Source organism: Agrococcus sp. HG114, from assembly GCF_024723325.1.
Classification (GTDB): Bacteria; Actinomycetota; Actinomycetes; order Actinomycetales; family Microbacteriaceae; genus Agrococcus.
Genome location: NZ_JANQCH010000011.1, coordinates 1 through 12,256 on the forward strand (window position 1 = coordinate 1; position 12,256 = coordinate 12,256).

At 73.3% G+C, this 12,256-nt stretch carries 11 protein-coding genes and 1 pseudogene; 8 read left to right on the forward strand and 4 right to left on the reverse strand.

All coding sequences use genetic code 11. The annotated features are described in order from the left end of the window. From NWP09_RS02375 to NWP09_RS02410, 8 genes and pseudogenes are all read left to right on the forward strand, one after another. Nucleotides 1–183, forward strand: a pseudogene (locus NWP09_RS02375) (aspartate aminotransferase); the annotation flags it as partial. Between the two features lie 109 nt (nt 184–292). Further along, nucleotides 293–1,765 (forward strand): amino acid permease, encoded by a 1,473-nt coding sequence (locus NWP09_RS02380; RefSeq protein ID WP_258273943.1) that lies wholly within the window; start codon nt 293–295, stop codon nt 1,763–1,765. A gap of 120 nt (nt 1,766–1,885) precedes the next feature. Next, nucleotides 1,886–3,877 carry an ABC transporter ATP-binding protein gene (locus NWP09_RS02385; protein WP_258273944.1) on the forward strand — a complete coding sequence of 664 codons (1,992 nt, stop codon included), beginning with the start codon at nt 1,886–1,888 and terminating at the stop codon, nt 3,875–3,877. Further along, on the forward strand, nt 3,858–5,597 hold the full coding sequence (locus NWP09_RS02390; RefSeq protein ID WP_258273945.1) for an ABC transporter ATP-binding protein: 1,740 nt from the start codon (nt 3,858–3,860) through the stop codon (nt 5,595–5,597). Before NWP09_RS02385 ends, NWP09_RS02390 begins: the two co-directional genes overlap by 20 nt. A gap of 73 nt (nt 5,598–5,670) precedes the next feature. Next, a complete protein-coding gene (locus NWP09_RS02395; protein ID WP_258273946.1) occupies nt 5,671–6,183 on the forward strand; it encodes an HNH endonuclease in 513 nt (170 codons plus the stop codon). Nucleotides 6,184–6,257: 74 nt separating this feature from the next. Then, on the forward strand, nt 6,258–6,734 hold the full coding sequence (locus NWP09_RS02400) for a transporter substrate-binding domain-containing protein (RefSeq protein ID WP_258273947.1): 477 nt from the start codon (nt 6,258–6,260) through the stop codon (nt 6,732–6,734). Next, complete coding sequence (locus NWP09_RS02405) at nt 6,731–7,738, forward strand: cation diffusion facilitator family transporter (protein ID WP_258273948.1); 1,008 nt, start codon at nt 6,731–6,733, stop codon at nt 7,736–7,738. Before NWP09_RS02400 ends, NWP09_RS02405 begins: the two co-directional genes overlap by 4 nt. A 92-nt stretch (nt 7,739–7,830) precedes the next feature. Further along, nucleotides 7,831–8,508 carry a DNA alkylation repair protein gene (locus NWP09_RS02410; RefSeq protein ID WP_258273949.1) on the forward strand — a complete coding sequence of 226 codons (678 nt, stop codon included), beginning with the start codon at nt 7,831–7,833 and terminating at the stop codon, nt 8,506–8,508. Between the two features lie 116 nt (nt 8,509–8,624). Here the strand turns inward: NWP09_RS02410 and nhaA are convergent, their stop codons facing one another. The 4 genes from nhaA to NWP09_RS02430 all read right to left on the reverse strand — a co-directional run bounded on the left by nhaA (nt 8,625) and on the right by NWP09_RS02430 (nt 12,136). Further along, on the reverse strand, nt 8,625–9,884 hold the full coding sequence (gene nhaA / locus NWP09_RS02415; protein ID WP_258273950.1) for a Na+/H+ antiporter NhaA: 1,260 nt from the start codon (nt 9,882–9,884) through the stop codon (nt 8,625–8,627). 120 nt (nt 9,885–10,004) lie between these two features. Continuing rightward, the gene (locus NWP09_RS02420) at nt 10,005–10,268 is read right to left on the reverse strand and encodes a hypothetical protein (protein WP_258273951.1); all 264 of its coding nucleotides are present in this window, start codon (nt 10,266–10,268) and stop codon (nt 10,005–10,007) included. Next, the gene (trxA, locus tag NWP09_RS02425) at nt 10,265–10,645 is read right to left on the reverse strand and encodes a thioredoxin (protein WP_258273952.1); all 381 of its coding nucleotides are present in this window, start codon (nt 10,643–10,645) and stop codon (nt 10,265–10,267) included. Before trxA ends, NWP09_RS02420 begins: the two co-directional genes overlap by 4 nt. Before the next feature lie 78 nt (nt 10,646–10,723). Beyond that, nucleotides 10,724–12,136: an MBL fold metallo-hydrolase gene (locus NWP09_RS02430; RefSeq protein WP_258273953.1), complete on the reverse strand. Its 1,413-nt coding sequence runs from the start codon at nt 12,134–12,136 to the stop codon at nt 10,724–10,726. Nucleotides 12,137–12,256: the final 120 nt, after the last annotated feature.

Sequence of the window (12,256 nt, forward strand, 5' to 3'; positions counted from 1 at the left end):
TGGGGCGGCGTGCGCGCCGACACCTCGCTCGAGCTCGCCGACCTCATGCTCGAGCAGGCGGAGGTCGCGGCCGTGCCCGGCGAGGCATTCGGGCCGTCCGGCTACCTGCGCTTCTCCTACGCCCTGGGCGACGAGCCGCTCCTCGAGGGGATGCAGCGGATCCAGCGCGTGTTCGCCGAGTAGTGCCGGGTGCCGATCGCTTCGAGGCCATGCTCGGCGTGGCGAAGTCAGATATGTAGTATCTGATAATGCCGCTCGACTGCGGCGTCCCCAATGCGAAGGAGCGTCCGACGTGGCACGCGACGACATCTCGGAGGCTGAGACCGCCTCGCGCGACGACCGGGCGGTCTCAGCGCACACCCCCGCCGACGCGGCCGTCGGCAAGAAGCTGCGCTCGCGGCACGTGACGATGATCGCCCTCGGCGGCATCATCGGCGCGAGCCTCTTCGTCGGCTCGGCGAACGTGATCCTCGCCGCGGGCCCGGCCGCGATCCTGTCGTACCTCGGCGGCGGGCTCATCGTCTTCCTCGCCATGCGCATGCTCGGCGAGATGGCCGCGGTGCGCCCGGCGGTCGGCTCCTTCATGGAGTACGCCCGCGTCGGCCTCGGCGACTGGGCCGCCTACATCGTCGGCTGGCTCTACTGGTACTTCTGGGTCGGCGTCATCGCCTACGAGGCGGTCGTCGGCGGCGGCATGCTGAACGCCTGGTTCCCGGCGCTGCCCGACTGGGCCGGCTCGCTCATCCTGCTCGCGATCTTCGTCACCACGAACCTCATCTCGCTGCGCGCGTTCGGCGAGACCGAGTTCTGGCTCGCGAGCATCAAGGTCGTCGCGATCGTCGTGTTCCTCGCCGCCGGCCTGCTCTTCGCGCTCGGGCTGTGGCCCGAGTCGACCATGTCGGTCTCGAACCTCTGGGAGCACGGCGGCTTCATGCCCAACGGCTTCGGCGTCGTCATCTCGTCGATCGCGCTCGTGCTCTTCGCCTACTTCGGCGCCGAGATCGCCGTCATGGCCGCCGCCGAGTCGGAGGACCCGGCCAAGGGCGTCAAGCAAGCCGCGAACACCGTCATCTGGCGCGTCATGCTCTTCTACGTCGGCGCCGTGCTCGTGATCGTCATGGTCGTGCCGTGGAACCAGCTGCCCACGCCCGACGTCATCCCGCCGTTCGCGTACGTGTTCGGCCTGCTCGGCATCCCGTTCGCCGAGGAGATCATGACGCTCGTCATCTTCACCGCGGTCATCTCGGTGCTGAACTCCGGCACGTACTCGGCGTCGCGGATGTTCGCGGCCCTGTCGGAGCAGAAGCTCGCCCCCGCGATCATGTCGAAGCGCTCGAAGCGCGGCGTGCCGACCTTCGCGGTGCTCGCCTCGACCGCGGGCGGCCTCGTCGCGACGCTCGTGAACTTCATCGCGCCGAGCTCGGGCATCTACGAGTTCATCATGAACTCCACCGGCCTCGTCGCGCTGTTCGTCTTCGTCTTCATCGCCGTCACGCAGTGGCGCCTGCGCGTGAAGATGACGCCCGAGGAGCAGGCGGCGCTCAAGCTCAAGGTGTGGCTGTTCCCGGTGCTGAACATCGTGCTCATCGCCGCCGCGATCGGCATCGTCGTCATCATGCTCGGCACCGAGTCGGGCCGCGCGCAGGTGCTCACGAGCTTCATCGCCGCCGGCGCGCTCGCGGTCTTCTGGCCGGTCGTGCGGCGCAAGCTGCAGCGGTCGCGCGCCGCGGAGGCCGCCGAGGCCGCGGCCGACCGAACCGCCTAGTCGCGCTCGACGCAGCGAGGGCCCGCACCGGATGCTCGGTGCGGGCCCTCCGCGTCCCGGTCGCGAGGCGCCGCGTCGGATCGCTTCCCACGCTCGAAGCGACGGCGTAGCATCGCGCGCGTGTCCCCCTCCGCAGCGAGGCCAGCACGTTCCTCGACCGCCCTGCCGTTCGGCTCCGAGCCGCCGCCGCGGCTCGAATCGGTGCCGCGGTTCCTCCTGTGGCAGGCGAGCCGGCAGAAGCAGTTCCTCGTCGGCGGGATCGTCTTCGGCGTCATCTGGATGCTGTGCCAAGCGGTGTGGCCGTACCTGCTCGGCCGCGCGATCGACGACGGCGTGGCCACCGCATCCGCCGACATCTGGATCTGGTGCGGGGCGCTGCTCGCCGTCGCGGTCGTGCAGGCGATCGCCGGGATGCTGCGCCACCGCATGGCGGTCAAGAACTTCGTGCGGAGCGCGCTGCGCGCCGGCCGGCTCATCGGCCACCACTCGGCCGAGACCGGGTCGGCGATCACCGCGACGACCGCGTCCGGCGAGATCGTCGCGACCGTGCTGACGGATGCGCTGAGCCTCGGCTCGATGTTCGACGTCACGGCGCGGCTCGTCGGCGGCATCGTCGCCTACCTCGTCGTCTCGGGGATCATGCTCGCCACCTCGGTCGAGCTCGGCCTCGTCGTGCTCATCGGGGTGCCCGTGCTCGGCGCGCTGCTGACGCTGCTCATCCGACCGCTGCACGCGCGGCAGGCGGCGTGGCGCGAGGAGACGGGGCTGCTCACGACGCTCGGCGCCGACACCGTCGCGGGCCTGCGCGTGCTGCGCGGCATCGGCGGCGAGGAGGAGTTCATCGCGCGCTACGCCCACCGCTCGCAAGCGGTGCGGCGCGCCGGCACGCACGTCGCGCAGCTGCAGTCGTGGCTCGACGGGCTGCAGGTGTTCCTGCCCGGCGTGTTCCTCGCGTTCATCGTCTGGTTCGGCGCGCGGCTCGTGCTCGAGGGCGCGATCAGCGTCGGCGAGCTCGTCGCCTTCTACGGCTACGCCACCTTCCTCGTGATCCCGCTGCGCACCGCGGTCGAGGCGACCCAGATCTTCGCCCGGGGGCTCGTCGCCACGCGGCGGATCGTCGACGTGCTGCGCATCCGCCCCGCCGCGCAGGACGTCCCCGAGCCTCGGCCGGCGCCGGAGGCAGGAGCAGAGCTCGTCGACGTCGCCTCGGGCGTCGTCATCGAGCCGCACCGGTTCACCGGGCTCGTCGACGCCGATCCGGACGCCGCGGCAGCCGTCGCGACCCGGCTCGGTCGCTTCGCCGACGCCGAGCACGAGGAGGCGCCCGTGCTGTGGGGCGGGGTGCCGCACACCACCGTGCCCGTCGCCGAGCTGCGCCGACGCATCGTGGTGAGCGACGCGCATCCGCACCTCTTCCAGGGGCCGCTCGTCGAGGGGCTCGACGTGAAGAAGGCCCGCGACCCGGAGTTCACGAGCACCGAGACGGCGCAGCTGCGCGCGGTGAGCCGGGCCGTCGAGCAGGCCGCCGCGGCTGAGACCGTCGAGGCGCTGCCCGCCGGCCTGCGCGAGGAGATCGCGGAGCGCGGCCGCTCCTTCTCGGGCGGGCAGCGGCAGCGGCTGAGCCTCGCGCGGGCGCTCCTCACCGACGCGGAGGTGCTCGTGCTCATCGAGCCGACGAGCGCGCTCGACGCGCACACCGAGGCGCGGATCGCCGCGAGCCTGCGCGATGCGCGCGCCGGGCGCACGACGGTCGTGGTGTCCGCGAGCCCCCTCATCCTCGACCGGATGGACGTGATCCGGGTGCTGCGGGGCGGCGAGCTCGTCGGCAGCGGCACGCACGCCGAGCTGATGCGCGCCGAGGACGAGCTCGGGCACCTCTACCGCTCGATCGTCGCGCGCAGCACGAACCCCGCCGAGCCGGTGGAGGGCCAGGACCTCGAGGCCGCCGCGACCGGCGCGATCGACACGCTGTGGCTCGAGGCCGAGCAGACGGGAGCGATCCGGATCGTCAGGAGCCGGCCCGACGACCGGGCGGGTGCGGATGCGTCGGCTCGGCCGGGGAGCGACGCCGACGGCCCGGAAGGGGGCGCGGATGCTCCTGCCGATCGCTGACGCGAAGACGGTGCGCGCGACCGCGCGGTCGCTCATCCGCGAGCACCGGGGACGGCTCGCGGGCGTGCTCGTGCTGCACAGCATCGCGTCGGCGGCCGGACTCGCGGGGCCGTGGCTCATCGGCCGGACGATCGACGCGATGACCGCCGGCACCGCGACGCTGCTCGGCATCACGATCGTCGCGCTCGTGCTCGTCGCGGCCTACGCGGTGCAGGGGCTCGTGAGCCGCTTCGCGCAGCTGCGCGCGATGGTGCTCGGGGAGACGGTCTTCGCGGCGCTCCGCGAGCAGTTCATGCACACGGTCGGCCGGCTGCCGCTCTCGGTGGTCGAGCGGGCAGGCACCGGCGACCTGCTCGCGCGCACCACCAACGACATCTCGAGCCTCGCGCAGACGGTCCGATTCGGCGTCCCGCGCATCCTCGTCGCCGCTGCGACCGCCCTGCTGACCCTCGTCGCGGCGTTCCTCACGAACCCGCTCGTCGCGCTCGGTCTCCTCGTCGGGGTGCCCTCGATCGCGCTCGTGACCCGCTGGTACCTGCGGCGCTCCGGGCGCGGCTACCAGCGGCAGCTGGCGGCGCACGCGCTGCTGAGCGGGGTCGTCTCCGAGACGGTCGAGGGGGCGCGCACGATCGAGGCGCTCAGCCTCGCGCCCGCGCAGCAGGCGAAGATCGACGCCGCCGTGCTCGAGCGGCGCGACACCGAGCGGTACACGCTGGGCCTGCGCACCGTGTGGCTGCCGACGATCGAGCTGTCGTTCCTCGTGCCGATCGTGGCGGGGGTCGGCTGGGGCGCCTACCTCGTCTGGACCGGCGCGGCGAGCGTCGGCGAGGTGACAGCGGTCGCGCTGTACGGCACGCAGCTCATCGGGCCGGTGAACGAGCTGCTCGGCTGGATGGACGAGCTGCAGATCGGCGGCACCGCCCTCGCGCGCATCATCGGCGTCGCCGACGTGCCGCCCGACCGCGAGCCGGTGCCCGACGCGACGCCCGCGGACGAGCGGCTCGAGGCGCGCGGCGTGCGCTTCCGCTACGGCGACGGCCCCGAGGTGCTGCACGGCATCGACCTGAGCCTCGCGCCGGGGGAGCGGCTCGCGATCGTCGGGCCGTCGGGCTCCGGCAAGTCGACGCTCGGCCGGCTCATGGCGGGCATCAACGCCCCGACCGACGGATGGATGACGGTCGGCGGCGTGCCGATCACCGACCTCCCGCTCGACGTGCTCCACCGGCACGTCGCGCTCGTCACGCAGGAGCACCACGTCTTCGTCGGCACGATCGCCGACAACCTCCGGCTCGCGAAGCCGGGGGCGGATGCGTCGGAGCTCGAGTCGGCGCTCGAGGTCGTGGATGCGCTCGGCTGGGTTCGGCACATGCCCGACGGCCTCGAGACGCGGGTCGGCTCCGGCGGCGTCGTGCTCACCCCCGCCCAGGCGCAGCAGGTCGCGCTCGCCCGCCTCGTGCTGCTCGACCCGCACACGCTCGTGCTCGACGAGGCGACGTCGCTGCTCGACCCCGGCGCCGCGCGCGACCTCGAGTCGTCGCTCGAGCGGGTGCTCGCGGGGCGCACGGTCGTCGCGATCGCGCACCGCCTGCACACCGCGCACGACGCCGACCGCGTCGCGGTCGTGCAGGCCGGCCGCATCGTCGAGCTCGGCAGCCACGACGAGCTCGTCGCGGCGGGCGGTCAGTACGCGGCGCTCTGGAGCTCGTGGCACCACGAGTGATCGCGGCTGACGCTGGGCTCGCACGGTGGCCGCGCCTCCGACTGATGTCGGTGACGTGGGCGATGATGCCGGCATGGATCTCGCCGGTGTGCTCCTGCAGGGGATGCTGTCTGGCATCGCGCCGCACCTGCCGTGGCTCGTGCCGCTCGTGCTGCTCGCGATCGTGCTGGGCTTCCCGATGCTGGGGCGCGGGCCCAACTCGACGCGTCGCGACCCGTGGCGCGGCTTCAAGTTCGCGGCGCGGGAGACGGTGCTCGAGCGCGCCGGACGGCAGTGCGAGGCCAGCCTGCTGCTGGCGTGGGGCCGCTGCGGCGCCCCCGCGGTCGAGGTCGACCACGTCGTGCCGTGGTCGCGCGGCGGGCCGACCGTCGTGAGCAACGGGCAGGCGCTCTGCCGCGCCCACAACCGCGCGAAGGGGGCCCGTGTGCCGCCGTGGTGGTACGTGCTGGGGCTCGAGCGGCGGCGCCGCCGATACTTCCCGGCCGGTGCTGACGTGCGGGTGCTCGCGGTCATGGGCGACGCCGACCGGGCCGCCCGGGCGCGTCCACCACGCCGCCGAGCGACCGATCCGCTGGGCCCGCGCTGACGCCCGCCGCGCGCTCGGCGGGCCCCGACGGCGCTGTGAGCGATCTTTACGACGGCCGGGCTACGGTCGGCCTCGTGAAGACGCTCGTGAGGATGATGGCCGCCGGAGTCGCCGCTCTGGCGCTGACCGGCTGCGGCATGCAGATCCCGGCGGACCCCGAGGGGACGCTCGACCGGGTCGAGGGCGGCGTGCTGCGGGTCGGGGTCACCGAGCGCGAGCCATGGGTCGATCTCGACAGCCAGGGGGAGCCCGCCGGCACCGAGGCCGAGCTCGTGACTCGGTTCGCCGAGCGGCTCGACGCAGAGATCGAGTGGACGACCGGCAGCGAGGCGGCGCTCGTCCAGGCGCTCGAGGGCGACCAGCTCGACCTCGTGATCGGCGGCTTCCAGCACGACACGCCCTGGGTGCAGCACGTCGGGGTCACGCGCACCTACACCGAGGTGGAGACGGCCGGCGGCGCGAAGGAGCAGCACGTCATGCTCGTGCCGATGGGCGAGAACGCGTTCCTCGTCGAGCTCGAGACGTTCCTGCACGAGGAGGTGGGGCGATGAAGGCGCGCACCGACCGGTTCGGCCGCACCGAGCTGCCCGAGCGGCAGCAGCAGGCGCTCAAGCGCGCGATCCGCATCGAGTGGGCGACGATCGCGTTCCTCGCGGTCGCCATCACCGCCGTGGGCCTCGTCACCGGCAGCTCGCAGGCGATGAAGGCCGCGTGGATCGAGGACATGCTCTCGCTCGCCCCGCCCTTCGCCTTCCTGCTCGCGGTGCGCCTGGCCAACAAGCAGCCGAACCCGAAGTACCCGTTCGGCTACCACCGCTCCGTCGGTGTCGCGCACCTCGTCGCGGGCGTCGCCCTCTTTACGATGGGCGCCTTCCTGCTCTACGACTCGATCTCCGGCCTCGTGAAGGCCGAGCACCCGCCGATCGGCACCGTCGTGCTCTTCGGCCAGCAGCTGTGGCTCGGCTGGCTCATGATGGGCGTGATGGCGCTGACCATCCCGCTGCCCATCTACTTCGGGCGCGTGAAGATGCGCCTCGCCGAAGAGCTGCACGACAAGGTGCTCTACGCCGACGCCGACATGAACAAGGCCGACTGGATGACCGCGGCCGGGTCGATCGTCGGCGTCGCCGGCATCGGCCTGGGCCTGTGGTGGATGGACGCGGCCGCAGCCTCCTTCATCGCCGCGAGCATCCTCTGGGACGGCATCAAGAACATGAAGGCCGCGATCACCGACCTCATGGACACGCGCGCGACCACCTTCGACGAGGGCAAGCCGCACCCCGACGCCGCGAAGGTCGACGACTACCTCAGCGGACTGCCATGGGTGGCGGATGCGGGGGCGCGCGTGCGCGACCAGGGTCACGTCTTCCACGTGGAGGCGTTCGTCGTCCCGCGGCGGGGCATGTCGCCGACGCTCGAGCAGCTCATGGAGGCGCGCGACGGCTGCATCGCGCTCGACTGGAAGATCCAGGACATCGTGATCGTGCCGATCGACGAGCTGCCCGAGGAGGTCGGCGGCCCGAGCGCTGAGCACCAGTCCGAGCGCAACCGCTAGGCCGCCCGGCACCGGCGCGGAGCATCGGACGCCCCTCGACCGCTGCCGACGGTGGCGCGGGCGTGATGGTATGGAGGGCGAGAGGAGCCCCGATGACCGACACCGTGCCCGCCCTGCTGGCCGAGCTCGCCGCGCTCGACGACCCGCGCATCCGTGAGGTCAACCGTCGCCACGGCGACGACCACGGCGTCAACCTCGGCAAGCTGCGGGCCATCGCGAAGCGACTGAAGACGCAGCACGAGCTCGCGATCGAGCTGTGGGCGACCGGCGACACCGCCGCGCGGCTGCTCGCGCTGCTCGTGTGCCGCCCGAGGTCGTTCACGCGCGACGAGCTCGATCGCATGCTGCGCGAGGCGCGGGCGCCCAAGGTGCTCGACTGGCTCGTGAGCTACGTGGTCAAGAAGCATCCCGATGCCGAGGCGCTGCGGCTCGCGTGGCTCGACGACGAGGATGCGGTGGTCGCGAGCGCCGGCTGGGCGCTCACGAGCGACCGGGTCGTGAAGCGCCCGGAGGGGCTCGACCTCGACGCGCTGCTCGACACGATCGAGGCTGAGATGGCGGATGCGCCCGACCGGCTGCAGTGGGAGATGAACACGACGCTCGCGCAGATCGGCATCGCGCATCCGGTCCACCGAGCCCGCGCGGTCGCGATCGGCGAGCGGCTCGAGGTGCTGAAGGACTACCGGACGCCGCCGAACTGCACGTCGCCCTTCGCGCCCACGTGGATCGCCGAGACCGTGCGGCGGCAGGAGGCCGCGGCCGCCCACTGAGCGCCGCGAGCGCCGCGAGCGCCGAGCCCGCGGGATCTCAACCGGTTCAGTGGTCGGGCGACGCGATTATCGCGTCCGCCGACCACCTGCCCGGTTGAGATGCACGCACGCGCGGGTCAGTCGCCGATGCGCGCCTGCTGCGCGTCGGCCACGCCGTCCTCGTTCTCGTCGGTGCTGCGCGCGCGGCGCGCGTCCCAGCGCAGCAGCGGGGCGGCCAGCAGTGCCGCGACGCCGGAGCCGAGCAGCACCGCGAGCTTCGCCGCGTCGGTGCGGCCGGCGTCGTCGAACGAGAGCTCGGCGATGAGCAGCGACACGGTGAACCCGATGCCGGTCAGCAGCGCGACCGGCAGCAGGTCGCGGATGCCGATGCCGTCGGGCAGGCGCAGCGGCGTGAAGCGGGTCACGAGCGCGGTGACGCCGAGCACGCCGAGCAGCTTGCCGAGCACGAGGCCCGCCGCGACGCCGCGCAGCACCGGCTGCGCCGCGAGCTCGGCGATCCCGCCGCCGCTCGCGATCGAGACGCCCGCCGAGCAGAACGCGAACACCGGCAGGGCGATCGCCGTCGACCACGGCCGCACCGCAGCCTCGTGCCGGTGGGTGCGGGGATGGCGCTCGCCGTAGAGGCGCCGCGCGGGCACCGTCGCGCCGAGCAGCACGCCCGCGATCGTCGCGTGCACGCCCGACTCGTGCATGAGCCACCACGCGACGAGCGCGATCGGCAGCAGCAGCCACCAGAAGTCGAAGCGCGAGCGCACGAGCAGCCCGAACGCGGTGATCGCGACCGCCGCGCCGAGCAGCGCGAACAGCTGCACGGTCGCGGTGTAGAACACGGCGATCACGACGATCGCGAGCAGGTCGTCGACCACGGCCAGCGTGAGGAGGAACGTGCGCAGGCCGACGGGCAGCCCGCGGCCGAAGATCGCGAGCACCGCGAGCGCGAACGCGATGTCGGTCGCTGCGGGGATCGCCCAGCCGGTGAGCGCGGCCGGATCGCCGGCGGCGAGCGCGATGCCGGTGTAGACGAGCGCAGGCAGGGCCATGCCGCCGATCGCGGCGAGCACCGGCACGGCGGCGCGGCGCGGGTCGCGGAGGCTCCCGGCGACGATCTCGTGCTTGAGCTCGACGCCGACGACGTAGAAGAACACCGCGAGCAGCCCGTCGGCCGCCCACGCCGCGATGCTCAGGTCGAGGTGCAGCGCGGCGGGGCCGACGCGCAGCTCCATGAGCTCGGCGTACGCGCCCTGCGCGGGCGAGTTCGCGCAGATCAGGGCTGCCGCGGCGGCGACGAGCAGCAGCGCGCCGCTCGTGGTCTCGAGGCGCAGCAGTTGCGCGATGCGCGCGCGGCGTGCGCCGGTGGGCGTGCGGGTGGGCTCCACGGGGCTCCTCTCGACGCCACCGGACCGTGCGCCCGGCGGCACGCCGACCAGGCTTCCCGGCACACCGCATCCAGGATATGCCACGAGCGCTCGCGCAGGCCGATCGCGCAGCGAGCGGGCTCAGCGCTCGAGCGGCTCCCGCTCCCGGCGGTCGGTGGCGTCCGCGTCGGCCGCCGCGGCGCGGGCGGCGAGGAGGCCGCCCGGGCACCAGCCGCGGATCGCGCCGACGACGAGCAGCACCGCGCCGGCCGCGGTGAGCGCCGCGAGCAGCGGGTTCGCGAGGCTGTCGAGCGCGAACGCCGCGAGGAGCACGCCGATCGCGCCCTGCGTGACGCGCTCGGCGGTGCCAGGGGCACAGCGGATGCGCGTGCGCGCGCCGGTCACGCGGCCGGGCCGCCCGCCGGCTGCTGCTCCGCGAGCTGGCGCCGCACGTCGTCCATGTCGAGGCCGCGCACGGCCGTGATGAGCTCGTCGAGGCTCTGCGCGGGGAGCGCGCCGGGCTGCGAGAAGACGCGGATGCCGTCGCGGAACGCCATGAGCGTCGGGATCGAGGTGATGCGGAACGCCGCGGCAAGCTGCTGCTGATCCTCGGTGTCGACCTTGCCGAAGACGATGTCGGGGTTGGCCTCGGATGCGCGCTCGAACGTGGGCGCGAACATGCGGCACGGGCCGCACCACGCGGCCCAGAAGTCGAGCAGCACGATGCCCTCGTCGCCGATGGTCTCTTCGAGGGTCTCGATGGTGATGTCGCGAGTGGTCATGGTCGGATCCTTCCGGTCGGAGGTCTGTGGGGGCTGTGGAACGGCACCGTGCGGGCGGTCAGTGCCGGCAGGCGACGGTCACGTCGTCGCCGGCTCGCGATCGGTCGAGCGCAGCCAGGCCGCGTAGGAGCCGTCGAGCTCGATGACGTCGACGCCCGCGCGCCGCAGCGCGCTCGCGACGATGCTGTTGCGCACGCCGCTCTGGCAGTAGGTCACGACGGCGCCGTCGGTGGGCAGCTCGTCGAGGTGCCACAGCGCGCGGCCGCCGCTGAGATGCCGGGAGCCGGGGATGTGGCCGTCGGCGTGCTCCGAGCGGCCGCGCACGTCGACGAGCTGCGCGCCCTCGAGCCCGTCGAGCTCCTCGGGCTGCATGAGCCGCGGCTGCACGAGCGGCAGGCCGGCGAGCGACCGCGTGAATCCGTGGACGCGGTCGATGCCGACCCGCACGAGGTGATCGCGCATCCGCTCTGCCTCGTCCGCATCGTCGACGAGCAGCACGAGGGGGCGCGGCTCGCGCTCGGGGTCGACGACCCACGCGCCGTAGCTCGCGGCCTTGTCGGCGCCCGGGATGTTGAGGGCGCCGGCGACCGTGCCCTCGTGCACCCGTCGGTGGTCGCGGGTGTCGACGAGGATCGCCGAGTCGGCGTCGAGGAGCTCGCGCGCCTCGTCGCTCGAGCGCTCGACGAGCGGCGCGAGGTCGCCCACCAGCGCGGGACCCGTGCGGTTCTGCCGCTTCATGCGCGCGAAGTACGCGTGCGCGTCGGGCTGGCCCGAGAGCAGCTCGTCGACGAAGCCCTGTTCGTCGTCGGCGGCGAGGTGCGGCGCCCACCAGGCGAAGGAGCGCTCGTAGCCGACGGTGGTCATCGCGATCGCGCCGAGCGCCTTGCCGCACGCGCTGCCGGCGCCGTGCGCGGGCAGCACCTGCACGTAGTCAGGCAGGGCGAGGAAGCGGTCGCGGAGGCTCGCGAAGAGCTGCCGAGCCCCCTCGAAGCGGGTGTCGACGCCGCCCGCCGCCTCGTCGAGCAGGTCGGGCCGGCCGACGTCGCCCACGAAGACGAAGTCGCCGGTGAGCATGAAGCCGGGCTCGGCCGCCTGCGCGCCGTCGGTCACGAGGAACGACAGGTGCTCGGGGGTGTGCCCGGGGGTGTGGACGGCGCGCAGGGTGACGTTGCCGACGCCGATTTCGTCGCCGTCGTGCAGCAGTGCGGCGTCGGCGAAGCCCTCGCCGTACGTCCAGTCGGGGCCGCCCTCGTCGGAGACGTGCATGCGCGCGCCGGTGCGGGCAGCGAGCTCGCGCGTGCCCGACAGGTAGTCGGCGTGGATGTGCGTCTCGGTGACGTGCGCGATGCGCAGCCCGTGCTTGGCCGCGAAGTCGAGGTACGCGTCGACGTCGCGGCGGGGGTCGACGACGATCGCGTCGCCGGTGGCCTGGCAGCCGATGATGTAGCTCGCCTGGGCGAGGTCCTCGTCGTAGATGCGCTCGAGCAGCATGGTCGTCTTCTCCGTCGCTCGGGTCAGGCGCAGCGGCAGCGGTCAGCGGCCGGGACGCCCGCGAGGGCCTCCTCGACGTGCTGGCCGCAGCCGGCCCAAGTCGGCTTGCCGCAGCGGTCG